This is a genomic window from Microbacterium oryzae, from assembly GCF_009735645.1.
Lineage (GTDB): Bacteria > Actinomycetota > Actinomycetes > Actinomycetales > Microbacteriaceae > Microbacterium > Microbacterium oryzae.
This window is the reverse complement of the sequence record NZ_CP032550.1, coordinates 2,852,230-2,878,764: the sequence shown is the minus strand read 5'-3', so window position 1 is coordinate 2,878,764 and position 26,535 is coordinate 2,852,230. Positions and strand designations below refer to the sequence as shown.

The following is a 26,535-nucleotide window of genomic DNA, read 5'->3' as shown; positions in this document are numbered from 1 at the left end:
TACAATCGTCAGGTGACTCAGAAAGCTCGCCTCTACTCGGGAATGCAGCCCTCGGCCGACTCTCTTCAGATCGGCAACTACATCGGGGCGCTCCTGCAGTGGCGCGACATGCAGGACACGTACGACGCGTTCTTCAGCGTCGTCGACCTGCACGCCCTCACTCAGCCGAACGACCCCGCCGAGCTGCGCGAGAAGACGCGCCGCACCGCCGCGCAGTACATCGCCGCGGGGATCGAGCCCTCGCGCTCGACCCTCTATGTGCAGTCGCACGTGCGCGCGCACGCCGAGCTGGCGTGGGTGCTCTCGACGATCACCGGCTTCGGCGAGGCCGGGCGCATGACGCAGTTCAAGGACAAGTCGCAGCGCTACGGTGCCGACGCGACCAACGTCGGTCTGTTCACCTACCCGATCCTCATGGCCGCGGACATCCTGCTGTACCAGACGCAGGTCGTGCCGGTCGGCGACGACCAGAAGCAGCACGTGGAGCTCACGCGCGACCTGGCCGAGCGCTTCAACTCCCGCTACGGCGACACGTTCCGCGTGCCGCAGCCGGTCATCCAGGCCGACACGGCACGGATCTACGACCTGCAAAACCCGGCGGCGAAGATGTCGAAGTCGGCCGAGTCGCACGCGGGCGTCATCTGGCTGCTCGACGACGTCGACGTCACGGCGAAGAAGATCATGCGCGCGGTCACCGACAACGACGGCGTCGTGCGCTATGACCGCGAGGGGAAGCCGGGCGTCTCGAACCTGCTGACGATCTACGCCGCGCTCACGGGCAGGCAGATCCCGGCGATCGAGGACGAGTACGCCGGTCGCGGCTACGGCGACTTCAAGAAGGGCCTCCGCGACGTCGTGGTGTCGGAGTTCGAGCCGGTGCGCGCCCGCGCGCTCGAGCTGCTCGACGACCCCGCAGAGCTCGACCGCGTGCTCGCGGTCAACGCCGAGAAGGCCACGGCCGTCGCCGACGAGACGCTGAACGCCGCCTACGACCGGATGGGCCTGCTGCGCCGTGCATGATCTGCTGACCCTGCGCACCGGTCGCCTCGTCCTCACGCCGCCGACCGAGGCCGACATCGACGCGATCCACCTGGCCTGCCAGGACCCCGAGGTGCAGCGCTGGACCACCGTGCCGTCGCCGTACACGCGACAGGACGCCGAGCAGTTCGTCGAGCTGACCGCCGAGCGGTGGCAGAGCGGCGAGGAGCTGACCTGGGCCATCCACGACGCCACCGGCCTCGTCGGCATGGTCGGCCTGCACCGCATCGCCGACGGCGCCGCCGAGATCGGGTACTGGGTCTCCGCCGCCGCGCGGGGACGCGGCTACGGCGCCGAGGCCGGCTGCGCGGTCGTCGACTTCGCACTGGGCCCGATGCGCCTCGAGCGCCTGGAGTGGCACGCGGTCGCGGGGAACGTCGCCTCGGCGCGGCTCGCCCGCTCGCTCGGCTTCCGCTTCGAGGGCGTCCGCCGTCAGGGCACCCGTACCGCGGGACGCCGTGAAGACGCGTGGCTTGCCGGACTCGTGTCGGGCGACGACCGCTCCCCCGTGGACTGGCCGGTGCTCGCTCCGCTCACGTCCGCTCTGCCGGTGATGCGGCGCCGCGCCCGCGGCGGCCGCGCCCTCCGCGCGGGAGCCGCCGCGCGCTGAGGCCGCGGAGCCGTAGGGCCGCGTCCGCCCTGCGCAACCCCCGCCCCGATGTCCGCGGCCGGTGCGAGGATGGCCGCATGCCAGAGATGCCGGAGGTGGAGGGGCTCGTGCGCTACCTGCGCGCACGCGCCGAGGGGCTCGTCATCGCGAAGGCGCGGCTCACCGCCATCGCCGCGCTGAAGACGTACGACCCACCGCTGGACTCCCTCGAGGGCTCGCGGGTGACCGGGGTCGAACGGCACGGCAAGTTCGTCGACATCGCGACGGATGGCGGTGCGCACCTGGTCTTCCACCTCGCGAAGGCAGGGTGGCTGCGCTGGCACGAGACGCTGCCCGCGACCGTGATCAAGCCCGGCCGCTCGCCCATCGCCCTGCGCATCGGCTTCGACGACGGCTCGGGCTTCGACCTCACCGAGGCCGGCACGAAGAAGTCGCTCGCCGTCTCCGTCGTGCGCGACCCGGCCGAGGTCCCGGGAATCGCTCGCCTCGGCCCCGACCCCCTGGCGGAGGGCTTCGACAGAGCGACGTTCGGCGCACTGCTCGAGGGGCGGCGCACGCAGATCAAGGGGCTCCTGCGCGATCAGTCGGTGATCGCCGGGATCGGCAACGCCTACTCCGACGAGATCCTCCACGCCGCCCGCATGTCGCCGTATGCGCTGGCGGCGAAGCTCGACGAGGCCGAGGTCGATCGGCTCTACGACGCGATGCGCACGACGCTCGCCGAGGCGATCGACGCGGCATCGGGCAAGCCCCCGGCCGACCTCAAGGACGCCAAGCGGCGCGGGATGGCCGTGCATGCGCGAGCGGGCGAACCCTGTCCCGTCTGCGGCGACACCATCCGCAGCGTGTTCTTCGCCGATACCGACTTCCAGTACTGCCCCACCTGTCAGACGGGCGGGAAGATCCTCGCGGACCGGCGGCTCTCGCGACTGCTGAAGTGAGCGACGTGAAATATACGGACGCATGCACTCGGGAATAACGCCTCTCGCGCGCGGTTGATTATGCTGAGTGCGAAGAACGTGCTCCGGGGTCGGTGAGAATCCGAACCGGCGGTGACAGTCCGCGAACCGCCGTCATGATGACGGCGGCCGATCCGGTGGGATTCCGGGACCGACGGTGATGCAGGCGCAGCCTGCGAGTCCGGATGAGAGGCAGCACGTGACGACGCCCGCTGCGGGCGCCGTTCGCGATCCCCGGTGCCACGACCAGGAGGTTCGAATGGCGTTCAGCGAGGCGGAGCAGCGGGCGATGGCCCGCGCGCTCGAGCTCGCGCGCCGCGGGCCCCGCAGCCGCAACCCGCAGGTCGGGGCGGTCCTCCTCTCGCCCTCCGGCGAGGTCCTCGCGGAGGGCTGGCATCGCGGTGCGGGCACCCCGCACGCCGAGGTCGACGCCCTGTCGCACCTCGAGGGCGACGCCGCGCGCGGCGCGACCGCCGTCGTCACGCTCGAGCCCTGCAATCACACCGGACGCACCGGTCCGTGCGCCGAGGCTCTCATCGCGGCCGGCGTCGCGCGCGTCGTCTTCGCGCTGCCCGATCCGGGCGACGTCGAGGGCGGGGGCGGCGAGCGCCTTCACGCCGCCGGCGTCGACGTCGAGAGCGGCCTCCTCGCGGACGAGGCGCGCGCGCTCCTCGAGCCGTGGCTGACCGCGCGCACCCTCGGACGCCCGCACGTGACGGTGAAGTGGGCGCAGAGCCTGGATGGCAGAGCTGCGGCTGCCGACGGCACGAGCCAGTGGATCACGGGGCCGCTCGCCCGCGCGGACGTCCACGCACGCCGGGCACAGGCCGACGCGATCGTCGTCGGCACGGGCACGCTCCTCGCCGACGACCCCGCCCTCACGGCGCGCGATGACGCGGGACTCCGCCCGACCCAGCCCGTCCCCGTCGTCATCGGACGCGCTCAGATCCCTGCGGGCGCAGCCATCCGCCGCCACCCCCACGACGTCCTCCACTACCCCACGCGCGATCTCGCAGCTGTGCTCGCCGATCTCCACGACCGCGGCCTGCACCGCGTGTTCGTCGAGGGCGGGCCGACCCTCGCGAGCGCCTTCCTCGCGGCGGGTCTCGCCGACCGCGTCCTCGTCTACCTGGCGCCGACCCTCCTCGGCGGAAGCCGCACCGCCCTCGCCGACATCGGCGTCGCCACCATCTCCCAGCAGCGGCGGCTCGCCATCGAGCAGATCGACCGCCTCGGCGACGACCTCCTCGTCGTGGCCCGCCCCGCCCCATCCGCCCCCGAAGGAGGCAGCTGACATGTTCACCGGCATCATCGAGGAGATCGGCCGCATCACGGCGATCGAGCCCTCGGGAGACGGCGTGCGCCTGACGCTCCACGCCCCCCGCGTGATCGAGGACGTGCACCACGGCGACTCGATCGCCGTCAGCGGCGTCTGCCTCACCGTCGTCGGCTGGACCGCCGACGGCTTCACCGCCGACGTCATGAAGCAGACGCTCGACATGTCCACGCTCGACGCGGCGCGCGTCGGATGGCCGGTCAACCTCGAGCGGGCGACCGCGTCGGGCGGGCGGCTGGGCGGGCACATCGTGCAGGGTCACATCGACGGCACCGGAACGGTCGTCGACGTCCGCCCCGGCGAGCAGTGGCGGGTCGTGCGCATCGCGCTGGCTCCTGCCCTCGCGCCGCTCGTCGTCGACAAGGGGTCGATCGCGGTCGACGGCGTCTCGCTCACCGTCAGCGCGGTCAGCCCCGCGCACGAGCCGACGCCGTGGTTCGAGGTGTCGCTCATCCCCGAGACGCTCGAGGCCACGACCCTCGGCGAGCGCCGCGTGGGCGACGCGGTCAATCTCGAGACCGACATCCTCGCTCGCCACGTGCAGCGGCTGCTCTCCTTCGGCGCGAGCCGTCCTGTGGATCTCGCGGGCGACCATCCGATCGCGCGCGCCCAGCGCGAGGCCGGCACGGGCGCCGAATCCTCGTTCGCCACCTACGACGTCCCCGCCGCCGATTTCGTCATCCTCCGTTCCACTCCCGAAGGGGGCTCCCGATGAGCCTTGCCAGCAAGCTGTCGACCATCCCCGAGGCCCTCGACGCGATCCGCGCCGGGCGCCCGGTGATCGTCGCCGACGATGAGAACCGCGAGAACGAGGGCGACGTCATCCTGTCGGCGCAGCTCGCGACGCCCGAGGTCATCGCGTGGGCGGTGCGCTACTCGTCGGGCTTCCTCTGCGCGCCCATGCCGCAGGAATGGGCCGACCGGCTCGACCTCCCCCCGATGGTCGCCGTGAACGAGGACGCGCGCTCGACCGCCTACACCGTGAGCGTCGACGCCGCCGATGGCGTGACCACCGGCATCAGCGCGCACGACCGCGCGCGGACGGTCAACGTCCTCGCGAACCCGGACTCGACGCCGACGAGCCTCATCCGGCCCGGCCACATCCTCCCGCTGCGCGCGGTGCCCGGCGGCGTCCGCGAGCGCTCGGGCCACACCGAGGCGGCCGTCGACCTCATGCGCCTCGCGGGCGTCGCGCCGGTCGGCGTCATCGGCGAGATCGTCGAGGACGACGGCGACATGATGCGCCTGCCCGCCCTCCTCGAGATGGGCGAGCGCGAGGGCGTCCCCGTCATCACGATCGAGCAGCTCATCGCCTACCTCGAGGAGCACGAGCCGTCCGCGGCGTCGGCCGCGCCCTTCCGGCGCCAGGTCAGCCTCCGCGCGGACTCCACCGTCCCCACCTCGCACGGCGTCTTCCGCTTCCTGGCGTACAAGGACCGCATCACCGGTACCGACCACCTCGCGATCGTGAAGGGCGACCTCTCCGACGGCGCCCCGCTCGTGCGCGTGCACTCGGAGTGCCTGACCGGCGAGGCCTTTGGCTCCCTGAAGTGCGAGTGCGGCCCGCAGCTCGACGCGGCGCTCGACGCCATCGAGCAGGACGGCGGCGTCGTCATCTACATGCGCGGGCACGAGGGCCGCGGCATCGGCCTCATCAACAAGCTGCGCGCGTACGCCCTGCAGGAGCGCGGATACGACACCGTCGACGCGAACACGGCGCTCGGCCTGCCCGCCGACGCGCGCGACTACGCCGCCGCGGCAGGCATCCTCGCCGACCTGGGCGTGGAGAAGCTGCGCCTGCTGACCAACAACACCGACAAGGTGAGCCAGCTGCGCGCCCTCGGCATCGAGGTCGTCGAGCAGGTGCCCCTCATCGTCGGCGTCGGGCCCAACAACCACCAGTACCTCGAGACCAAGCGCGACCGGATGGGTCACATCATCGGCGAGGAGGCGCTCGCCGCCGCCGTCGCCCAGATGCACGAAGGAGCAGGCAAGTGAGCGGCAAGGGAGCACCCCAGCAGGGCGAGGTCGCGGCGGAGGGCGTCCGCGTGACGGTCGTCGCCGGCACCTGGCACGAGCAGATCACCGACGGCCTCATCGCCGGGGCGCAGCGCACCCTCGATGCCGCCGGTGCCGAGTGGGCGCTCGTGCGCGTGCCGGGATCCTTCGAGCTCCCGGTCGTCGCGAAGGCGGCCCTCGACGCGGGCGCGGACGCGGTGGTGGCGCTCGGCGTGATCATCCGCGGCGGCACCCCGCACTTCGACTTCGTCTCCAGCGCGGCGACGGATGGCCTCACGCGCGTCGCGCTGGACACGGGCAAGCCGGTGGGCTTCGGCGTGCTCACCCTCGATGACGAGCAGCAGGGCATCGACCGCGCCGGCCTGCCGGGATCGAAGGAGGACAAGGGCGCCGAGGCGGCCGACGCCGCCCTGCGCACCGTGCTCGCACTCCGCGCGCTGCGGAGCTGAGCGCGCCGGAGCAGACGAGCGACTGAGCCGAGGAGCACCGGCTTCTACGATATGTAGAAGTCTCGTATGCTGTGCGCATGGAGACCCTGCGCAGCATCGTCCTTCTCGTCCACCTCGTCGGCTTCGCCACGATCTTCGGCTCATGGCTCGTGGAGGTGGCGAACCGCCGCGTCCAGGTGACCCGCCTCATGCAATGGGGGCTCGCGCTCTCGCTGATCGCGGGCCTGGCGCTCTCGGCGCCCTGGGGTACCGACGCCGACTTCAACTACCTGAAGATCGGGATCAAGCTCGTGATCCTGCTCGTCATCGGCGGCCTCCTCGGCGTTCTCGGCGCCCGACAGAAGCGCGGTGCGCAGATCGCACCCGCGATGTTCTGGGCGGTGGGCATTATGACGCTCGCCAACGCCGCCATCGCAGTGATCTGGTAAATCTCGACCGCTGAGCACTCCGCTCAAGCACTCACTCCACGACGGGCGCCGCCCTGCGCACTTCACGCGCGGGCGGCGCCCGTCGCGGTCGTTCTGCTCACGAGGAGTAGGATGGCTCGCTGTGTCCGGAGGGCGGCGGCGCTGCTCCCCCTCCGACACGGCGTGATTCCGCGCCGCGCCTCCTCGGGAGCGCGGCCCTTCCTCTGACAGGCCCTCATGACATCCACCACCCCTGTTTCCTCGGCGGCGAAGCCCGCGAACTCGCGCGGCCGCGTCATCACCGCGAGCCTCGTCGGCACCACGATCGAGTTCTACGACTTCTACGCGTACGCCACCGCGGCCGTCCTCGTCTTCCCCGCGCTGTTCTTCCCGACGGGCAACGAGACGACGGCGCTGCTGGCCTCGTTCGCCACCTTCGGCGCGGCCATGCTCGCTCGCCCCGTCGGGGCGGTCGTGTTCGGCCACTTCGGCGACAAGTTCGGGCGCAAGGCGACGCTGGTGGCGTCGCTGCTCACCATGGGCATCGCGACCTTCCTCATCGGCGTGCTGCCGACGTACCAGTCGATCGGATGGCTGGCCGCGCTCCTCCTGCTCGTCCTCCGTCTCGCCCAGGGCTTCGCGCTGGGCGGCGAGTGGTCAGGCGCCGCGCTCGTCGCCACCGAGAACGCGCCGGCCGGCAAGCGCGCGCTCTACGGGACGTTCCCGCAGCTGGGCGCGCCCATCGGCTTCATCATCGCCAACACGCTGTTCCTCATCATCAACTTCACGATGCCCGGCGAGGGCGGCACCGCCTCGGAGGCGTTCCTCGCCTGGGGATGGCGCATCCCGTTCCTCTTCTCCGCCGTGATGGTCATCATCGGCCTCTGGGTCCGCCTGAAGCTCGTGGAGTCCGACGCGTTCGCGAAGGTCGAGAAGAGCGGAGCGATCAAGAAGTTCCCTCTCGGCGCCACGGTGCGCAACCACTGGCGTCCGCTCATCCTCGGCACGTTCTACATGCTCGCGACGTACGTGCTCTTCTACCTGATGACGAGCTTCACGCTCGCGTACGGCACCCGGCCGATGACGGCGCCCGAGGGCGCGGACGCCGGATCCTTCGTCCCCGGTCTCGGCTTCGCCTACGTCGACTTCGTGCTCATGCAGATCATCGGCGTGGTGTTCTTCGGCCTCTGCACGCTGCTGTCGGGTCCGCTCGCCGACGCGATCGGCCGCCGGAAGCTGCTCATCGGCGTGACGTCCGCGATCATCGTCTTCGGTCTGCTGTTCGTCGTCTTCCTCCTGCCGCAGGGCGATGAGAAGTTCACCGGCGCCCTCGTGCAGGCGTTCCTCGTGTTCGGCTTCCTGCTCATGGGCATGACCTTCGGCCCGATGGGGGCGCTGCTGCCCGAGCTGTTCCCGACGAACGTCCGGTACACCGGGTCGGCGATCTCGTACAACGTCGCGTCGATCCTCGGCGCGGCCGTGGCGCCCTCCATCGCCCTGTGGCTGTGGAGCGTCGGCAAGGGCAACCCGTGGCTGGTGGGCGTCTACCTCGCGCTCGCCGGCGTGCTGACCCTCATCGCGCTCATCATCGGCAAGGAGACCAAGGACGTCGACCTCGACGACGACGCCGCCGTGGCCGCCGCCGCACGCCGCTGAGTCGAGTTTTCCCGGCCCGCGTGGTCCCGCTCCGGCGGGATCACGCGGGCCTTCCGCTGTGCGGATGACGATCGCGGATGGCCCGGCTCGCCAGTGCGGGCGACACGCGATCCGGGGCGGAACCGGCTCGCCCGCACTGGCGAAGTGGATCGGGGGGAGTCAGAGGCCGTACGTCTCCAGCAGGCGCAGCCACACCTCGCTGATGGTCGGGTAGGCCGGCACCGCGTGCCACAGGCGCTCGAGCGGAACCTCGCCGACGACCGCGATGGTCGCCGCGTGCAGCAGCTCCGCCACTCCCGCGCCGACGAAGGTCACGCCCACCAGCACGCGCCGGTCCTCGTCCACGACGGCGCGCGCGGCGCCCGCGTACCCGTCCGCGGTGAGCGACGCCCCCGCGACCGAGCCGAGGTCGTAGTCGACCACGCGGACGCGCATCCCCGCGTCCTGCGCTTGTGCGGCGGTGAGCCCGACGGCGGCGACCTCCGGATCCGTGAAGACCACCTGGGGCACGGCGGCGTGGTCGGCGGTCGCGACGTGAGCACCCCACGGCCGGTCGCGGACCTCGCCGCCGGTCGCGCGCGCGACAATCACGTCACCCGCCGCCCGCGCCTGGTACTTTCCCTGGTGCGTGAGCAGCGCCCGGTGCGTGACGTCGCCGGCCGCGTAGAGCCAGTCCGATCCGGCCACCCGCAGGGTGTCGTCGACGGCGATCCACTCCCCCGGCTCGAGGCCCACCGTCTCGAGCCCGAGGTCCTCGGTGCGCGGCACCCGCCCGGTGGCGACGAGCACCTCGTCGACCCGGAGCGGCTCCCCGTCGCCGAACTCGATCTGCACGCCGGCTTCGTCGCGGGTCACGCGAGCGGGCGCGATGCCCTCGCGGATGTCGACGCCGCGCTCGCGCAGCGCGCCGGCGACCTGCTCTCCCGCGACCGGCTCGAACGCGGTGAGCAGCCCGCTGCGCGCGAGCACGGTCACCCTGCTGCCGAGGTCGGCGAGGAAGGTCGCCGCCTCCGTCGCCACGACCCCGCCGCCGATGATCGCGATGCTCCCGGGCACCGTCTGCAGCGCGGTCGCCTCGCGGCTGGTCCACGGCTCGGCCTCGGCGAGGCCGGGGATGCCCGGCAGGCGCGCCGCGGATCCCACGGTCACCACCACCGCATGGCGGGCGACGATCTCGACCTCCTCATCGCCGCCGGAGACGACCACCCGCCTCTCGCCGGCCAGGCGGGCGTGCCCGCGCACGAGGTCGATGCCCGCCGACTGGAGCCACTGCACCTGGCCGGAGTCGTCCCATCCGCTCGTGAAGGAATCGCGACGACGCAGCACGACATCCCGGTCCACGCGCCCGTCCTCGACCCCCGCCGCCTGCGCCGCCCGGTGTGCGGCGCCGGTGCGCAGCAGCGCCTTCGACGGCATGCACGCCCAGTACGAGCACTCGCCGCCGACGAGCTCCGCCTCCACGATCACGGCACGAAGGCCGCCTCTCACGACCCGGTCGGCGACGTTCTCGCCCACGGGGCCTGCTCCGATCACCACGACATCCGTCTCGCGCACACTCATGGTCCCGACGCTACGCGGCACGGCCATCCCGGTACACCCCCGGCTCCCGGCCAACCCCCGACCGCGGTGCCTAGGCTGGAGACGTGAGTCAGACCGCTCCGCGCACCCGCCGCTCGCCCTTCGCGCGCAGGAGCGCCGACGACGGTCCTCGCGCCTCATTCCGCCAGCTGCTGCCGTTCCTGCTCGAGCACCGCGGCGTGCTCGTGGTCGTCGCCGTGCTCAGCGTGATCGAGGCCGTCGCGACGCTCGTCCAGCCCCTCCTCATCGGCCAGGTCATCGAGCGCGTGCAGTCCAGCACCCCGCTCGAATGGCTGCTGTGGGCCCTCGTCCTGCTCGTCGTCGTCTCCAGCGCGGTGGGCGCGTACCAGCACTACCTCCTCCAGCGCACGGGAACGGCCGTCGTCCACTCGAGCCGGCGTCAGCTCATCGCGCGCATCCTGCACCTGCCCATCCGCGAGTTCGACACCCGGCGCACCGGCGACCTCGTCTCGCGCGTCGGCACCGACACGACCCTGCTGTATGCCGTGCTCACCCAGGGCCTCGCCGACAGCATCGGCAATGCGCTGCTGTTCGTCGGCGCGCTCATCGCCATGGTCTTCATCGACCCCGTGCTGCTCCTCACCATCGTCGCGGTCATCGGCGTCTCCGCAGTCGGTGTGGGCCTGCTCTCGTCCCGCATCCGCTCCGCCTCCGCAGAGCAGCAGGAGCGGGTGGGCGAGCTCTCCAGCGGCGTCGAGCGCGCGATCGGGTCCATCCGGACCATCCGCGCGGCCGGAGCGACAGAACGCGAGGCGGACGCCGTGAGCACGATGGCGGCCGCCGCCTACCGGGCCGGACTCCGCGTCGCCCGCGCGTCGGCGCTCGTGGTGCCCGTCGCCGGGGTCGCCCTGCAGGTGTCGCTGCTCGTGGTGCTAGGGGTCGGCGGCATGCGCGTCGCCTCCGGGGCGCTCTCGATCGCGAGCCTCGTGACGTTCGTGATGTTCCTCTTCCTCCTGGTGATGCCGCTCGGATCCGCCTTCGGCGCCATCGCGAGCGTCGGCCAGGCGCTCGGCGCGCTCGGCCGCATCCAGGAGGTGCTGGATCTGCCCACCGAGGACGCCGACGACCGCGTGCGCGCCGGCGAGCCCGCCTCGGTGACCGCGCCCGCGCGGACGACCTCGCCCGCCATCGCGTTCCGCGACGTCCGCTTCGCCTACCCCGCGGCCGCGGTGGCCGCGCGCGAGGAGGCCGCCCGTGAGGCGCAGCGCGCCATCGAGCGCGCGCACCTCGAGCCCGCGACGCTCGAGCCGCTCGAGCCCCTCGACGAGGCGACGACGGCCGCGCCGAGCGACTCGAGCGTCGACCGCGAGGTGCTGCGCGGCGTGTCCTTCGACGTCCCCCGCGGTGCGCGCGTCGCGCTCGTCGGCCCCTCGGGAGCCGGGAAGTCGACCATCCTCTCGCTCATCGAGCGCTTCTACGACCCGACCGGCGGCGCCGTCCTCCTCGACGGCGTGGACATCCGCGATCTGCCGCGCGCGCAGCTCCGAGCGCACTTCGGCTATGTCGAGCAGGACGCGCCGACCCTCGCCGGCACGCTCGCCGACAACCTGCGCCTCGCGTCGCCCGACGCCGACGATGCCGCCTGCGACCGGGTGCTGCGCGCGGTGAACCTCGGCGACGTCGTGGATCGCAGCCCGCTCGGGATCGACACCTCCGTGGGCGAAGACGGCATCATGCTGTCCGGCGGCGAGCGCCAGCGCCTCGCAATCGCGCGGGCGCTGCTCGCCGCGCCGCCCATCCTGCTGCTCGACGAGTCGACATCGTCGCTCGACGGCGTGAACGAGCAGCGCATGCGTGAGGCCATCGACGCGGTCGCCGAAGGACGGACCCTGATCGTCATCGCGCACCGCCTCTCCACCGTCGTCGACAGCGACCTCATCGTCGTGCTGGAGCACGGCCGCGTGGTGGGCCAGGGGACGCACTCGGAGCTCGTGCAGACCGTGCCGCTCTACCGCGACCTCGCCAAGCACCAGCTGCTCGTCTGAGCCTCCGCGCTCCCGCTCCGAGACCGCGCCCGCGCTCCGAGACCGCGCCCGCGCTCCGAGACCGCGCCCGCGCTCCGAGACCCGGCCGGCGCTCGGCGGCCGCGCCGCTGAGCTCGGCGGGCACGCTCCGAGACCGCACTCCCGCTCCGAGACCGCACGGACGCTCGCGCAGCAGCTCTGAGACCGCGCGAACGCTCCCGCCCTGCCTCGCCGCTCGTGCACCGCACGTGGAGCATGCGGTCTCGGAGCGCACGCGGCAGGATGAGCCCATGCACGTCACGGAGCTGCGGCGAGCGCGCCTGCGCCACCACCGCCTCATCGCACCGGCGGCCACGGTCGTCGAGGCCGCCCGGCACCTCGCCGCCACGCAGTCCCAGGATCTGTGGGGCGGTCGCCTGGCGCTGGCCGCGCGCACCCGCGACGCGGGCGTCTCCGCCGTCGACCGGGCCTTCGACGACGGCGCGCTGGTGCGCGCGTGGACGCAGCGCGGCACCCTCCACACCGTCGCGGCGGAGGACCTCGGGTGGATGCTCTCCGTCACCGGCGCGCGCATGCTGCGCGGTGACGCCAAGCGGATCGCCGACCTCGGCCTCGGCGGAGCCGACGTCGCGCGGGCGGAGACCCTCGCCACCCGAGCGCTCCTCGGCGGCGGACGTCTCACCCGAGCCGAGCTGCTCGCGGTGTGGGAGGCGGACGGACTCTCCACCGCCGGCCAGCGCGGGTATCACCTGATCGCGACCCTCGCCATCCGCGGACTGCTCGTATGGGGGCCGGTCGTGCGGCGCGAAGGCCTCGAGCCGCGGGAGCAGCACCTGGTGCTGGCCGACGAGTGGATCCGGAGCCGGGCGACGCCCGCGGACCCGGCCGCCGAGCTCTTCGCGCGGTACATCGCGGGGCACGGCCCGGCGACCGTGCGCGACTTCGCGTGGTGGGCCGGCCTGCCGCTCGGCGCCAGCCGCGCGGCAGCGGGGGCAGCCGCGCACCGGCTCCGCGTCGTCGACGAGGAGCCCGAACCGCACTACGCCGCTCCGGCCCCGCCGCGGGCGCGCGCGAACGCTCCCGCGACGCTCGCGCTGCCGACGTTCGAGGAGTACTGCATCTCCTACGCCGACCGCTCGGCGACGGGGAGCCCCGCCGCGCACGCGGCGGTCGGGCCGGGGCGGAACGGGATGGTCCGCCCGATCATCGTGCACGAGGGCGAGATCGTCGGCGTCTGGAAGCCGCCGGCACCGTCCGTGCGGGCAGACGGCGCGCCCGCCCTCACGGTCTTCGACGGCGCTCCCCTCGGTCACGACGAGGCGACGTCCGCGGTCGATCGGGCCCTGGCCATCCTGCGCAGCTGACGGCCGGAAGACATGGAACGGCCCGCCCCTGATCGGAAAGGGGCGGGCCGTGCGCGCTCGGCGTGCGGTCCGGGCGACGCGGCGGAAGGCCGTCTGTGCGGATCAGGCCTTCGCGTTCTGGAGGCGGCCGCGCAGGGCCGCGAGCTGGGAGCGCAGCGCCGCCGGCAGGCGGTCGCCGAACGTGTCGTAGAACTCCTCGGTCAGCTGCGCCTCGGCGAGCCAGGAGTCCGGGTCGACCTCGAAGAGCTCCTCGAGGTCGGCGGCCGGCAGGTCGAGCCCGTCGAGGTTCAGCTCGTCGACGACCGGCAGCAGCCCGATCGGCGAGGGGATGGCCTCGGCCTCGCCCTGAAGGCGGCGGATGATCCAGTCGACGACCCGCGAGTTCTCGCCGAACCCGGGCCAGAGGAAGCGGCCATCCGCACCGCGACGGAACCAGTTGACCTGGAAGATCCGCGGCAGCTGCGCGGCGGTGCCGCCCATCTCCAGCCAGTGGGCGAAGTAGTCGGCCATGTTGTAGCCGCAGAAGGGCATCATGGCGAACGGATCGCGGCGCAGCTCGCCGAGGGTCCCCTCCGCGGCGGCGGTGCGCTCCGAGGAGATCGTCGACCCGAGGAACACGCCGTGCTCCCAGTCGAGCGCCTCGACGACGAGCGGCACGTTCGTCGCGCGGCGGCCGCCGAACAGGATGGCGTCGAGCGGGACCGCGTCCTCCCAGTCGTCCGAGATCGACGGCGCCTGCGCGGCGCTCACCGTGAAGCGCGAGTTCGGGTGCGCGGCCGGGCGCCCGGAGTCGGGCGTCCAGTCCTGCCCCTGCCAGTCGATGAGGTGCGCGGGCGTCTCCTCGGTCAGCCCCTCCCACCACACGTCGCCGTCGTCGGTCAGCGCGACGTTCGTGAAGAGCACGTTCTCGCGCAGGGTCTCGACGGCCGTGATGTTGGTCGTCACGCCCGTGCCGGGGGCGACACCGAAGAAGCCGGCCTCCGGATTGATCGCGTGGAAGCGCCCGTCTTCCCCCGGACGGATCCAGGTGATGTCGTCGCCGAGCGTCTGCACGCTCCAGCCCGGGATGGTCGGACGCAGCATCGCGAGGTTCGTCTTGCCGCAGGCCGACGGGAACGCGGCGGCGACGTGGTACTCCCGGCCCTGCGGGTCGACCACGCGGATGAGGAGCATGTGCTCGGCCATCCACCCCTGGTCGCGCCCGAGAACCGAGGCGATGCGCAGCGCGTAGCACTTCTTCGCGAGGATGGCGTTGCCCCCGTAGCCGGAGCCGAACGACCAGACCTCGAGCGAATCGGGGAAGTGGACGATGTACTTCTCGTCGTTGCAGGGCCAGAGCACGTCGGCCTCGTCGGGATGGAGCGGGGCGCCGACGGAGTGCACCGTGCGCACCCACTCCGCTCCCTCGGCGATGAGGCGCGTGACCTCCTCGTCGACGCGGGTCATGATCTGGATCGAGGCCACGGCGTAGGGGCTGTCGGTGATCTGCACGCCCAGCTTCGACAGCGGGCCGCCGACCTTGCCCATCGAGAACGGGACGACGAACAGGGTGCGGCCGCGCATCGAGCCGCGGAAGAGCGGCTGGATCGTCTCGCGCATGTGGGCGGGCTCCGCCCAGTTGTTCGTCGGGCCGGCATCCTCCTCGCGCTCGGAGCAGATGAACGTGCGCGACTCGAGGCGGGCGACGTCGCCGGCGTCGGAGCGGGCGAGGAACGAGTTCGGGCGCTTCTCGGGGTCGAGCCGGATCAGTGTGCCCGCGGCGACCATTCCGTCGAGGAGCGCGGTGCGCTCCTCCTCGCTGCCCGAGACCCAGTGGATCCGGTCGGGCTGCGTGAGCGTCGCGATCTCGTCGACCCACGCGATGAGGGCCGCCATGCCGGGTCCGTCGAAAGCGGGCCGCGCGCCCAGCGCGGCGAGGTCGTGTGCCGCGTGAGGGGCGAGGGATTCGGCGATGGCCATCAGAGCTCCTTCGATGTGATGCGGTGTCGCTCTGCCAGGTTCTCGCGGTTCTGCGACTCTTTTACGCCACTTCGGGCTGAAAGAAGCTGTGATCTTTCGCTATGCTCAAGGAATGCCGCCGACCACCGAGCACAAGTCCGGGATCGAGTTGAAGACGCTCGGCCACCGCATCCGCCACCACCGCGTGCTGCGCGGGCTCACCCTCGATGAGCTGGGCGCGCTCGTCGGGGTCGCCGGCAGCCAGCTCAGCCTCATCGAGAACGGCAAGCGGGAGCCGAAGCTGTCGCTCCTGCAGGCACTCGCGGATGCGCTCGGCACCCACGTCACCGACCTCATCTCGGGCGAGCCGCCGAACCGGCGCGCCGCTCTCGAGATCGAGCTGGAGCGCGTGCAGTCCAGCCAGGTGTTCCGCCAGCTGGCCATCCCGCCGATCAAGGTGACGAAGGGCCTCAGCGACGAGACCATCGAGTCGATCATCGGCCTGCACCGCGAGCTGCAGCGGCGCGAGAACGAGGCGAGCGCGACGCCCGAGGAGGCGCGCCGCGCCAACACCGAGCTGCGCCTGCGGCAGCGCGCGGCGGACAACTACCTCCCCGAGATCGAGGAGCTCGCGGAGCGCCAGCTGCGGGCGGCCGGGCACACCGGCGGCGCGCTCAAGCACCGCACCGTGAGCGTCATGGCCGAGCAGCTGGGCTTCGAGCTCATCTACGTCAACGACCTCCCCTCGTCGACGCGATCGATCACCGACATCGAGAACGGCCGCATCTACCTGCCGCCGGCGTCCATCCCCGGCGGCCACGGCCTGCGGTCGATGGCGCTGCAGGCCATGGCGCACCGGCTGCTCGGCCACGAGCGCCCCACCGACTACGCCGACTTCCTGCAGCAGCGCCTCGAGATCAACTACTTCGCCGCCTGCTGCCTCGTCCCGCAGACCGCGGCCGTCGCGTTCCTCGACCGCGCGCGCAAGGACCGGAACCTGGCGGTGGAGGACCTCCGCGACGCGTTCGGCGTCACGCACGAGGCCGCCGGGATGCGGATGACGAACCTGCTCACCAAGCACTTCGGGATGCCGCTGCACTTCCTCCGTGTGGGCGGCCAGGGGCAGGTGGAGCGCGTGTACGAGAACGACGGGCTCCCCCTTCCCGAGGACGTGACGGGCGCCGTGGAGGGGCAGATCGTCTGCCGCAAGTTCTCCGCGCGGAACGCGTTCGAGCAGCAGAACCGCACCACCGAGCACTACCAGTACACCGACACCCCCGCCGGCACGTTCTGGTGCGCCACGCAGACCGGCGCGCGCAGCTCCGGCGAGTTCTCCATCACCGTGGGCGTGCCGTTCGACGACGCGAAGTGGTGGCGCGGGCGGGAGACCCCGGCGCGCGCGGTGTCGACGTGCCCCGACGAGTCGTGCTGCCGGCGGCCGCAGAGCGTCACCGAGTCGCCCTGGCGCGGCAAGGCCTGGCCGAGCGCCCGCGTGCACACGCACATCTTCTCGCCGCTCCCCCGCGGCGCGTTCCCCGGCGTGGACGACCTCGAGGTGTACGAGTTCCTCGATCGGCACACCGAGCACTGACCGAGACGACGAAGACCGCGGCCACCGGGCCGCGGTCTTCGTCGTCGTGGGGGTCAGGCGAGCGAGCGCTCGGCGGCCTCCACCACGTTCGTCATGAGCAGGGCGACCGTCATGGGCCCCACGCCGCCGGGGTTCGGCGACACGAAGCCGGCGACCTCGGCGACGTCGGGCGCCACGTCGCCGTGCACCTTCTGCTTGCCGGTCTCCGGGTCGGTCTCGCGCGTCACGCCGACGTCGAGCACGGCGGCGCCGGGCTTGACGTCCTCCGCGCGCACGAGGTGCTTCACGCCGGCGGCGGCGACGATCACGTCGGCCTGGCGCAGGTGATGCGCCATGTCGACGGTGCCGGTGTGGGTGAGCGTCACCGTGGCGTTCAGGTCGCGGCGTGTGAGCAGCAGGCCGATCGAGCGGCCGATGGTGACGCCGCGGCCGACGACGACGACGTGCTTGCCCTTCAGGTCGTACCCGTTGCGCAGCAGCAGCTCGATGACGCCGCGCGGCGTGCAGGGCAGCGGGGTGTCGATCGGGCTGTTCACGTTGAGGACGAGGCGTCCGAGATTCGTCGGATGGAGGCCATCCGCGTCCTTGGCGGGATCGATGCGCTCGAGGATCGCATCCGTGTCGATGTGCTTCGGCAGCGGCAGCTGCACGATGTAGCCGTGGCACGACGGGTCGGCGTTCAGCTCGTCGATGAGCGCCTCGACGTCGGCCTGCGTGGCCTCCGCCGGCAGCTCGCGCTGGATCGAGTTCATGCCGATCGCGACCGACTGCTTGTGCTTCATGCCGACGTACAGCTGCGAGGCGGGGTCGGCGCCGACGAGCACCGTCGCGATGCCCGGTGTGACGCCGCGCTCCTTGAGCGCCGCCACCCGCTCGGTGAGCTCGGCCTTGATCGCCGCCGACGCAGCCTTGCCGTCCAGAATCTGTGCGGTCATCCGTCTTCCCTTGTCTGCAGAGTCGCGGGGTGGAGGGTGGGGCTTAGCCCGCGTAGCCCTGGCCGACCTGCTCCAGCTCGGGGTAGAGCGGGAAGGCGTCGGCGAGCTTCGCCACACGCGCGCGGAGCGCCGTGACGTCGGCGCCGGGGAGCAGCGCGAGCGCGATGATGTCCGCGACCTCGGTGAACTCGGCGTCGCCGAACCCGCGCGTCGCGAGCGCCGGCGTGCCGATGCGCAGGCCCGAGGTGACCATCGGCGGGCGCGGGTCGTTCGGCACCGCGTTGCGGTTCACCGTGATCTGGATCTCGTGCAGGAGGTCCTCCGCCTCCTTGCCGTTGATGGCGGCGTCGCGGAGGTCGACGAGCACGAGGTGCACGTCGGTGCCGCCGGAGCGGACCGAGATGCCGGCGTCCGTGACGTCCTGCTGCATGAGGCGGTCGGCGAGGATGGCCGCGCCGCGGACGGTGCGCTCCTGGCGGTCCTTGAAGGCGTCGGTGGCCGCGAGCTTGAACGCGGTCGCCTTCGCGGCGATCACGTGCATGAGAGGGCCGCCCTGCTGCCCGGGGAACACCGCCGTGTTGATCTTCTTCGCGAGGTCGGCGTCGTTCGTGAGGATGAAGCCCGAGCGCGGGCCGCCGATCGTCTTGTGCACCGTCGAGGAGACGACGTGCGCGTGCGGCACGGGGCTCGGGTGGACGCCCGCGGCGACAAGCCCGGCGAAGTGCGCCATGTCGACCCACAGGTACGCCCCGACCTCGTCGGCGATGGCGCGGAAGGCCGCGAAGTCGAGCTGGCGGGGGTACGCCGACCAGCCCGCGATGATGACCTTCGGCTTGTGCTCGAGGGCGAGACGACGGACCTCGTCCATGTCGACGAGCGACGTCTCGGGGTCGACGCCGTACGCGACGATGTCGTAGAGACGGCCGGAGAAGTTGATCTTCATGCCGTGCGTGAGGTGCCCGCCGTGGTCGAGCGAGAGGCCGAGGATCGTGTCGCCGGGGCGCGCGATCGCGTGCAGCACGGCCGCGTTCGCGGTCGCGCCGGAGTGGGGCTGCACGTTGGCGAACTCGGCGCCGAACAGCTCCTTGGCGCGCGCGATCGCGAGCTCCTCGGCGACGTCGACCTCCTCGCAGCCGCCGTAGTAGCGGCGACCCGGGTAGCCCTCGGCGTACTTGTTCGTGAGCACCGAGCCCTGCGACTGCAGCACCGAGACGGGCACGAAGTTCTCCGAGGCGATCATCTCGAGGAAGCCGCGCTGGCGGTTCAGCTCGCGCTGCAGCACCTCCGCGATCTCGGGGTCGACCTCGGTGAGAGGGGCGTTGAACAGCGGATCGGTCATGGCGATCTCCAGACGACAGACAACAGGGGTGTTCGCTCCGGCCCAGGCGTGCGGTCGAATGCCGTCTCGGTCGCTTCCCGGTGGTTCACCACCTCAACGCCAGTCGCGACGCGAACAGCATAGCCGAAGAGCGTCGGATGGCCCTGCCCGCGTCATGAGGGAGGGATGCGCGATGTGGGAGGGTCAGGGCATGAGCATGGTGATCCATTCCGCGCTGCTCGTCTCCGACGGCCGTGCGATGCGCGACGGATGGCTCCGCATCGAGGGCGGGCGGATCGTCGCGCGGGGCGACGGCGAGGGATGGCGCGCCGCCGCGCAGGCGGGCGACGACGTGCAGGACGCCGTCGCGATCGCCGGCGAGGGCGCCGTGCTGACCCCCGGGCTCATCGACCTGCACGGGCACGGCGCGGCCGGTGCCTCCTACGACGACGGGGCCGATGCGATCCGACGTGCGCGAGCGCACCACCGACAGCACGGCACGACTCGCGCGGTGGTCTCGCTCGTCACCGCGAGCCTGGCGGATCTCGAGGCCCGCGTCGCGGAGATCGCGCAACTCGCTCAGCAGGACGACGACATCCTCGGCAGCCACCTCGAGGGTCCGTTCCTCGACCCCGGGCACCACGGTGCGCACGAGCTCTCCCTCCTCCGCGCGCCCGACGCGGACGCCGTCACGCGCCTGCTCGCGGCCGGCGTGGTCGACGGAGCCCAGACCATCCGGCAGGTGACGATCGCGCCCGAGCTCCCCGGAGCGCTGGCGGCGATCCGGCAGATCGTCGCATCGGGGGCGATCGCCGCGATCGGGCACACCGACGCCGATGCGACCGCGACCGCGGCGGCCATCGACGCGGGGGCGACCCTCGTGACGCACGCGTTCAACGCGATGCCGGCCATCCACCATCGCCGACCGGGACCGATCCCGGTCGCCGCGCGGGACGAGCGCGTCGTCCTCGAGCTCATCGCCGACGGCGTCCACGTCGACGACGCCGTCATGCTCCTGCTGCTGCGCGCAGCGCCCGGCCGCATCGCGCTCGTCACCGACGCCATGGCGGCGACGGGGATGGCCGACGGCGACTACGCGCTCGGCTCGCTGCAGGTCGTGGTCGCGGACGGCGTCGCGACCGTGCGGGGCACCGAGACCATCGCCGGCTCCACGCTCACGCAGGATGCCGCCGTGCGCCGCATCGTCGCGCTGGGAGTGGACCTTCCCGATGCCGTCGAGGCCGCGACCGGCGTGCCCGCCCGGGCGCTCGGGCGCGACGACCTCGGGTCGCTGCGCGTCGCGGCCGCCGCCGACGCGGTGCTCTGGACGCGCGATCTCGAGGTGGCGCGCGTGTGGACGGCGGGCGTCGCGGAGCGCTGAGCTCGCTCCTCGGGTGGCGCGATGAGCCGAACGGGTGGAGGATGAACGAGGCCCAGAACCCGCACCGGCCGATCCGATCGCGCGTCGCCTCACCCGGCGTCCGCTGCGACGAGCACGAACCGCACCTATGACGACAGACGACGACCGCTCCCGCGACACCGAGGCTCCGGTACCCGCCGGCGCCTCTGCGAACGACCCGGGCCGCGCCGCCGTCCATCCTCGAACGCGTGTGCGGACGATCGGCGGCCTCGTGGGAGCGGGCCTCTCGGCGGCGGCCGTCGCGGGCGCCGCGCTCGCCGTGTCGCTCGGCGGCGGGTTCAGCCCGAGCGGCGACGGCCGGTCGCCCTTCGTGGATGGCGCCGCGAGCGCATCGATCGAAGCGTCCGACGAGCTGCTCCCCGGCCCGACCCCCGGCCCCGAGACGCCGCCCGCCGAGCCGACGCCTCCGCCCGCCGACGGCGACCGCGATCCGTCCCATCGCCGGGCGGTGCAGCCCGCCCCGAAGGCCGAGCCCACGCCGACCGCGGCGCCCCGTCCGAAGGCCACCGCAGAGCCCGAGGCGACGCCGCAGCCGGACCCGACGCCGCTGCCGAGGGCGACGCCCGCGCCGGAGGTCACGCTCGAGCCCGCCCCCGAGGTCGCTCCCGAGCCGCTGCCGGAGGCCACCCCGGAGCCCGACGACGCGCCGGAGCCGGATGACGCGCCGGAGCCGGATGACGCGCCGGAGCTGGGAGCGACACCGGGGCCGGAGCCGGAGGCGACACCCGGGCCAGAGCCGGAGGCGACACCCGCGCCCGAGCCAGAGCCGGAGGCGACACCCGCGCCCGAGCCGGACCCGCAGCCGCAGCCGCAGCCGCAGCCGAGTCCGACACTCGCGCCCCATCCGCATCCCGCCCCCACGCTCGCTCCGCTGCCGGAGTCCACGACACCCCCTGCACCGCTGCCGACTGCAGCGCCGGAGCCGGAGCACACCACGGCGCCAGCACCGGCACCGGACGCGGCCCCCGAGGACACGATCGCCCCCGAGCACGACGATGCCGCCGCTTCCGAGGAGGACGGCGGTGCCGAGACGCCCGAGAACGACGCCGAGCAGTCGACCCCGGACGAGGACCTCGCCGCACCCGCGCCGGCTCTCGCCGTCCCCGCACGCCCGGAGTCCGCCGCGGCCCGACCACGCGCGTGACGCCCGCATACGGGCCCGAGTGGGCGCGGCACGACGCGACCGCGGCGGACGGCTCGCGGCTCGCGTACTGGAGCGCGGGAGACGGCGACCCGCTTCTGCTCATCGCAGGGCAGGCCGTCGACCACGGGTCGTGGCAGATCGTCGGGCCGGCGCTCCTGCCCGGACGGCGGGTGATCGTCTTCGACCACCGGGGCATCGGCGAGAGCGAGTCCGGAGAGGCCGAGCGCTTCACGACGCGGCTGTTCGCCGACGACGCCGTCCGCATCCTCGATGCCGCCGGAGTGGAGCGGGCGGATGTGCTCGGGCACTCCATGGGCGGCCGGGTCGCGCAGTGGCTGGCGGTGGATCACCGCGACCGGCTGCGGCGACTCGCCCTCGTCTCGACCTCCGCCGGCGACGCGCACGGGTCCCGGCGGTCCGATGCCGCCGACCGCGCCATCCGCTCATCCGACCCCCGGCAGGTGGCCTCCGTCTTCTGGGATGCGGACCGCCAGGACCTGGTCCGGCTGCTCGCGGTCGGGCGGGACCGCACCGCTCTGGCCCGCCACCACCGCGCAAGCCGGAAGCACGACGCGCTCGCGGCGCTGGCGGGCGCCACGACGCCCGCGCTCGTGCTGCACGGGGAACACGACGAGCTGACCCCGGTCGATCACGCGCGGATCCTGGCAGCGGCCATCCCCCGGTCGCGCCTCACGGTCGTCAAGGACGCGCGTCACGGCGTCGTGCTCGACGGCGGCCTGGGTCTGCAGATCGCCGACCGCTTCCTGCGGCGCCCGCAGCGGCCAGCCGACCCCGCGGCGAGCGCGACGTAGCGCCGACGCGATCAGCGGCGGCGGGCGGTGCCGAACATCCCGCGGATGACGCCGTTGACGAGCGTCGTCGCGGCGGAGCCCACCACGCGCTCGACGATGCGGTCGGTGCTCGACCGCGTTCTCCGCCGGGTGCTCGTGCGCCCCGCCGTGCTCTTCAGCAGGCGGTCGTACTCGCGCTGCGCGCGCTTCTCGATCGCGGCCTGCTGCCGCTCGTACTCCGCATCGATCCGCGCCTGCTCGAGCGCCGCGTCTTCGGCGGCTGCGGCTTCGGCCGCCGCGTTCATCTTGACGGTGAGGATCTCGTACGCCGACTCCCGATCCACGCTCTCGCCGTAGCGCGGCAGCAGCGGGGAGCCGGCGACCGCGCGCTCGACCTCCGCGGCCGGCGCGGCGTCCATCAGCCCCTGCGGCGCACGCAGCCGGGTCCAGGCGACCGGGGTGGGCGCACCGTCCTCGCTCAGCACGGTGACGATCGCCTCCCCCGTCCCGAGCTCCTGGAGCACCCGCTCGAGCGCGTACTGCGATCGGGGGTACGTGCGCACCGTGGCGCGGAGCGCCTTCGCATCGTCGGGCGTGAACGCGCGCAGCTGGTGCTGCACGCGGGAGCCGAGCTGAGCGAGCACGTCGGCGTCGATGTCCTTCGGCGTCTGCGTCACGAAGAAGACCCCGACGCCCTTCGAGCGGATGAGGCGAACGGTCTGGGTGATCGCGGCGAGGAAGGGCTTCGACGCGTCGCGGAAGAGCAGGTGCGCCTCGTCGAGGAAGAACACGAGCTTCGGCTTGTCGAGGTCGCCGACCTCGGGCAGCGCCTCGAAGAGCTCCGCGAGCAGGTACATGAGGAAGGTGGAGAACAGCGCCGGCCGCTCGGCGACGCCCGCGACCTCCAGCAGCGACACGATGCCGCGGCCATCCGCCGCCCTGCGCAGGAGGTCGAGGACGTCGAACTCGGGCTCGCCGAAGAACGCATCCGCGCCGCTCTCGGCGAACGCGACGAGCTCGCGGAGGATGACGCCCGCCGTCGCCGAGGAGATGCCGCCGATGGCGCGCAGCTCGTCCTTGCCCTCATCGCTCGTGAGGTGCATGAGCACCGCTCGAAGGTCGGCGAGGTCGACCAGCGGCAGGCCGGCCTCGTCCGCGTAGTGGAAGACGAGGGCGAGGCTGGACTCCTGCGTGCGATTGAGCCCGAGCACCTTCGACAGCAGCAGCGGCCCGAAGCCCGTGACCGTCGCGCGGACGGGAACGCCGGTGCCCTGCCCGCCGAGAGCGAGGTGCTCCACGGGCGTGGCCGTCGGCTGCCAGTCCTGCCCGATCCCGACCGTGCGGCGGGTGAGCTTCTCGCTCGCCTCGCCCGGCACGGCCATCCCCGAGAGGTCGCCCTTGATATCGGCGGCGAAGACCGGAACGCCGTGCGCGGCGAGCTGCTCGGCCAGGACCTGGAGCGTGCGGGTCTTCCCGGTGCCGGTGGCGCCGGCGATCAGACCATGCCGGTTCAGCATCGCCAGCGGGATGCGCACCTGGACATCGGCGCGCGGCTCGCCGTTCACGAGCGCACCGAGGTCGAGCGCGGCGCCCGGGAAGGCATATGCCGTCGCGATGCGCTGCACCTCCTCCGGCGACAGGATGGCCGGGGCGACACTCGCCTGCCCGTCAGGGGCGACGACCGGCGGGATGGCCGCGGCTGCGTCGCCGCGCGGCCCCGCGTCCGGGGGCGGCTCGCTCGCGTCCGACTCGGCCGCGTTCGAGGGAGCGGCGGCTCTCGCGGCCGCCGCCTCCGCCGCCGCGAGTCGCGCCCGCGCCTCCGCCGCGCGGAGCTCCGCCTCGGCGAGCGCGGCCTCCGCACGCAGACGCTCGAGCTCGGCGGACGAGTGGTCTTCGGGGCACATGGCCTCACCCTAGCGACGAGATCGGCTGGCGCCGCTACGCGCCGACGGCCCCGCCGCCGCGGTCCTCCCGCAGCTTCACGCGTCGGTCCTGCTCGCGCAGGAGCCGGGCGTTCATGATCCCCGCGACGAGCAGTGCGACACCGACCCCGATCAGCGCGCCGCCCGCCGTGTCACTCGCCCAGTGCGCGGAGAGGTAGGTGCGGGCGAACGCCATGGCGACCGTCCAGACCACCGCGACCACGGCCATCCACCAGCTCGGGAAGAGCACCCACAGCGCGAACACGACCGTCGCCGCGTTCGCCACATGCCCCGAGGGGAATGAGCCGGCGTCCACGACGACGAGGATGTCCTCGGGGCGCTGACGGCTGAAGAGCTGCTTGAGCAGCTGCACGAATCCCGCACTGACCGCCGTCGCGACGAGGAAGTACAGCGCACCCCATCGGCGACGCGTCGCGAACAGGATGGCCGCGATCGCGAGCGGCAGGATGAGGATGGCCCACCACCCGCCGCCGACGTCGTCGAGCAGGAGCGAGAACCACAGCTGCCCACCGGATGGCGGCTGCGAGAGCACATCGGACCACCAGGTGTCGATGTCGAACGGGTCGCGGTGCAGCACGGTGGCCCATCCCAGCACCGCCGCCACCGCGATGAGGGCGATCCCCCACCACACCATGCTCCGCCGCCACGTCGTCATCGGGCCATTGTGCCCGAGCGTGCGGGATCAGTCGGCGAGCTTGCCAAGCGTGCGCGGACGGACTATGAGCCAGAGCGACACGACGGCGATCGCCGAGCAGCCGACCATGACGCTGGCCATCGTCGTGCCGGTGATGCCCGATCCGGCGGAGATGACGCCCACGAGCGGCGAGACGAGACCGGCGACGCCGTTGTTCGTCGCGCCGAGGATCGACGCCGCGGTGCCCGCCGCCTCGGGGTGACGGTCGAGCGCGAGCACCTGACCGCACGGGAAGGTGAAGCCGCACATCGACATGAAGACGAACAGCGGCACCATGATGCCCCACACGCCGAGCTCGAGCTGGTCGCACACGACGATCGCGGCGCCGGCGAGAAGCAGGACCGCCGTCGAGAAGGCGAGCACCCACTGCGGCCCGAAGCGGGCCGCGAGGCGCGCGGCGATCTGATTGCCGATGACGAGGCCGATCGAGTTCGTCGCGAACAGCGCCCCGTACTGCAGCTGGGAGAAGCCGTACGTCTGCTGGAACAGGAACGACGATGACGAGAGGTACGAGAACAGTCCCGAGAACGTCATCGCCGCGATGAGCAGCACGCCGAGGAACACGCGGTCGGTCAGGACGACGCGGTAGCGGTGCCACACCGACACGGTCTGATGCGCGACGCGGTCGGCGGCGGGGCGGGTCTCCGGCAGGGCGAAGATCGCGCACAGCAGCATGATCACGCCGTAGGACGCGAGCACGATGAACAGCCCGCGCCACGGGAACACCGACAGCAGCGCCGAGCCGATGAGCGGCGCGATGACCGGGGCGACGCCCGTGACGAGCGCCAGCCGCGAGAGCATGACGACCAGCCGTCGCCCGCCGAAGAGATCGCGCACCATCGCCATGGCGACCACGCCGCCGGCCGCCGCGCCCATTCCCATGAGCACGCGCGCGGCGCCCAGCAGCTCGAGCGACGGGGCGAGAGCCGCCGCGACGCTGGCCAGCACGTGCAGCCCCGTGACGATGAGCAGGGGACGCCGTCGCCCGACCTTGTCGCTCAGCGGCCCCACCACGAGCTGCCCCAGCGCGAACCCGATCATCGTGCCCGTGAGGGTGAGCTGGATGGCCGCGCTCGTCGTCGCGAAATCCCGCTCCAGCAGCGGGAACGCCGGCAGGTACAGGTCGATCGTGAACGGGCCGAGCGCGGTGAGCGCACCCAGCAGCAGCACGTACGCCAGCCGGCGTCGGCTCGAGAGGGCGTCGCCGCGGTGCGTGGTGGGCATCTCGCCCGCCGCCGCCCGCGCGTAGTCGGGCAGCGCGATCGTCCCCGTGGGCACCGGGAGGATGCCGGTGGCGGTCGGGATGATGCCGGTGCGCGGGTCGCGGGAGGAGCGGGATTCGTGAGTCATCGTGGGCGTG

At 72.7% G+C, this 26,535-nt stretch carries 22 protein-coding genes and 2 riboswitches; of the genes, 15 read left to right on the top strand and 7 right to left on the bottom strand.

What is annotated here, in order from left to right:
* The first annotated feature begins 12 nt into the window (after positions 1–12).
* The 9 genes from trpS (at position 13) to D7D94_RS13365 (ending at position 8,474) form a co-directional block, all read left to right on the top strand.
* Entirely contained in the window at positions 13–1,020 is a 1,008-nt protein-coding gene (gene trpS, locus D7D94_RS13405; RefSeq protein WP_156243092.1) for a tryptophan--tRNA ligase, read from the top strand.
* Positions 1,013–1,648: a GNAT family N-acetyltransferase gene (locus D7D94_RS13400; RefSeq protein WP_246171808.1), complete on the top strand. Its 636-nt coding sequence runs from the start codon at positions 1,013–1,015 to the stop codon at positions 1,646–1,648. The genes trpS and D7D94_RS13400 overlap by 8 nt, the downstream gene beginning before the upstream one ends.
* A gap of 77 nt (positions 1,649–1,725) precedes the next feature.
* On the top strand, positions 1,726–2,589 hold the full coding sequence (locus tag D7D94_RS13395; protein ID WP_156243091.1) for an Fpg/Nei family DNA glycosylase: 864 nt from the start codon (positions 1,726–1,728) through the stop codon (positions 2,587–2,589).
* A gap of 74 nt (positions 2,590–2,663) precedes the next feature.
* Positions 2,664–2,810: riboswitch (FMN riboswitch) on the top strand.
* 56 nt (positions 2,811–2,866) lie between these two features.
* The gene (gene ribD, locus D7D94_RS13390) at positions 2,867–3,901 is read left to right on the top strand and encodes a bifunctional diaminohydroxyphosphoribosylaminopyrimidine deaminase/5-amino-6-(5-phosphoribosylamino)uracil reductase RibD (RefSeq protein ID WP_156243090.1); all 1,035 of its coding nucleotides are present in this window, start codon (positions 2,867–2,869) and stop codon (positions 3,899–3,901) included.
* A gap of 1 nt (position 3,902) precedes the next feature.
* A complete protein-coding gene (locus D7D94_RS13385) occupies positions 3,903–4,658 on the top strand; it encodes a riboflavin synthase (RefSeq protein ID WP_156243089.1) in 756 nt (251 codons plus the stop codon).
* Positions 4,655–5,941, top strand: coding sequence for a GTP cyclohydrolase II (ribA, locus tag D7D94_RS13380; RefSeq protein ID WP_156243088.1), 1,287 nt, complete (start codon positions 4,655–4,657; stop codon positions 5,939–5,941). Before D7D94_RS13385 ends, ribA begins: the two co-directional genes overlap by 4 nt.
* Entirely contained in the window at positions 5,938–6,411 is a 474-nt protein-coding gene (gene ribH, locus D7D94_RS13375) for a 6,7-dimethyl-8-ribityllumazine synthase (protein WP_156243087.1), read from the top strand. The genes ribA and ribH overlap by 4 nt, the downstream gene beginning before the upstream one ends.
* 77 nt (positions 6,412–6,488) lie before the next feature.
* Complete coding sequence (locus D7D94_RS13370; protein ID WP_156243086.1) at positions 6,489–6,839, top strand: Fe-S protein; 351 nt, start codon at positions 6,489–6,491, stop codon at positions 6,837–6,839.
* A 216-nt stretch (positions 6,840–7,055) separates the two neighbouring features.
* A complete protein-coding gene (locus D7D94_RS13365; protein WP_156243085.1) occupies positions 7,056–8,474 on the top strand; it encodes an MFS transporter in 1,419 nt (472 codons plus the stop codon).
* A gap of 159 nt (positions 8,475–8,633) precedes the next feature.
* Here D7D94_RS13365 and D7D94_RS13360 read toward each other — a convergent pair whose 3' ends face one another.
* Positions 8,634–10,034 carry a dihydrolipoyl dehydrogenase family protein gene (locus D7D94_RS13360; protein ID WP_173024344.1) on the bottom strand — a complete coding sequence of 467 codons (1,401 nt, stop codon included), beginning with the start codon at positions 10,032–10,034 and terminating at the stop codon, positions 8,634–8,636.
* 83 nt (positions 10,035–10,117) lie between these two features.
* On the opposite strand from D7D94_RS13360, the gene D7D94_RS13355 reads away from it, so the two are divergent.
* Positions 10,118–12,058, top strand: coding sequence for an ABC transporter ATP-binding protein (locus tag D7D94_RS13355; RefSeq protein WP_156243084.1), 1,941 nt, complete (start codon positions 10,118–10,120; stop codon positions 12,056–12,058).
* A 269-nt stretch (positions 12,059–12,327) separates the two neighbouring features.
* Positions 12,328–13,401 (top strand): winged helix DNA-binding domain-containing protein, encoded by a 1,074-nt coding sequence (locus D7D94_RS13350; protein WP_156243083.1) that lies wholly within the window; start codon positions 12,328–12,330, stop codon positions 13,399–13,401.
* Positions 13,402–13,503: 102 nt separating this feature from the next.
* Here D7D94_RS13350 and D7D94_RS13345 read toward each other — a convergent pair whose 3' ends face one another.
* Entirely contained in the window at positions 13,504–15,360 is a 1,857-nt protein-coding gene (locus tag D7D94_RS13345) for a phosphoenolpyruvate carboxykinase (GTP) (protein ID WP_156243082.1), read from the bottom strand.
* Between the two features lie 112 nt (positions 15,361–15,472).
* Here D7D94_RS13345 and D7D94_RS13340 point away from each other — a divergent pair, with 112 nt between their 5' ends.
* Entirely contained in the window at positions 15,473–16,930 is a 1,458-nt protein-coding gene (locus D7D94_RS13340; protein ID WP_156243081.1) for an XRE family transcriptional regulator, read from the top strand.
* Between the two features lie 53 nt (positions 16,931–16,983).
* Here D7D94_RS13340 and D7D94_RS13335 read toward each other — a convergent pair whose 3' ends face one another.
* On the bottom strand, positions 16,984–17,865 hold the full coding sequence (locus D7D94_RS13335; RefSeq protein WP_156243080.1) for a bifunctional methylenetetrahydrofolate dehydrogenase/methenyltetrahydrofolate cyclohydrolase: 882 nt from the start codon (positions 17,863–17,865) through the stop codon (positions 16,984–16,986).
* A 43-nt stretch (positions 17,866–17,908) separates the two neighbouring features.
* On the bottom strand, positions 17,909–19,204 hold the full coding sequence (gene glyA / locus D7D94_RS13330; protein ID WP_156243079.1) for a serine hydroxymethyltransferase: 1,296 nt from the start codon (positions 19,202–19,204) through the stop codon (positions 17,909–17,911).
* A gap of 33 nt (positions 19,205–19,237) precedes the next feature.
* Positions 19,238–19,321, bottom strand: a riboswitch (ZMP/ZTP riboswitch).
* A 73-nt stretch (positions 19,322–19,394) separates the two neighbouring features.
* Here glyA and D7D94_RS13325 point away from each other — a divergent pair.
* The 3 genes from D7D94_RS13325 to D7D94_RS13315 all read left to right on the top strand — a co-directional run bounded on the left by D7D94_RS13325 (position 19,395) and on the right by D7D94_RS13315 (position 22,559).
* A complete protein-coding gene (locus D7D94_RS13325) occupies positions 19,395–20,564 on the top strand; it encodes an N-acetylglucosamine-6-phosphate deacetylase (RefSeq protein ID WP_156243078.1) in 1,170 nt (389 codons plus the stop codon).
* A 127-nt stretch (positions 20,565–20,691) separates the two neighbouring features.
* Complete coding sequence (locus D7D94_RS13320) at positions 20,692–21,747, top strand: MSCRAMM family adhesin (protein ID WP_156243077.1); 1,056 nt, start codon at positions 20,692–20,694, stop codon at positions 21,745–21,747.
* Positions 21,744–22,559: an alpha/beta fold hydrolase gene (locus D7D94_RS13315; RefSeq protein WP_156243076.1), complete on the top strand. Its 816-nt coding sequence runs from the start codon at positions 21,744–21,746 to the stop codon at positions 22,557–22,559. Before D7D94_RS13320 ends, D7D94_RS13315 begins: the two co-directional genes overlap by 4 nt.
* Positions 22,560–22,570: 11 nt before the next feature.
* Here D7D94_RS13315 and D7D94_RS13310 read toward each other — a convergent pair whose 3' ends face one another.
* The 3 genes from D7D94_RS13310 to D7D94_RS13300 are packed head-to-tail and all read right to left on the bottom strand — an operon-like array spanning position 22,571 to position 26,399.
* Positions 22,571–24,442, bottom strand: coding sequence for a helicase HerA-like domain-containing protein (locus tag D7D94_RS13310; RefSeq protein WP_156243075.1), 1,872 nt, complete (start codon positions 24,440–24,442; stop codon positions 22,571–22,573).
* 34 nt (positions 24,443–24,476) lie between these two features.
* The gene (locus tag D7D94_RS13305) at positions 24,477–25,136 is read right to left on the bottom strand and encodes a phosphatase PAP2 family protein (protein WP_156243074.1); all 660 of its coding nucleotides are present in this window, start codon (positions 25,134–25,136) and stop codon (positions 24,477–24,479) included.
* A gap of 27 nt (positions 25,137–25,163) precedes the next feature.
* Positions 25,164–26,399, bottom strand: coding sequence for a multidrug effflux MFS transporter (locus D7D94_RS13300; RefSeq protein ID WP_246171949.1), 1,236 nt, complete (start codon positions 26,397–26,399; stop codon positions 25,164–25,166).
* Positions 26,400–26,535 lie beyond the last annotated feature (136 nt).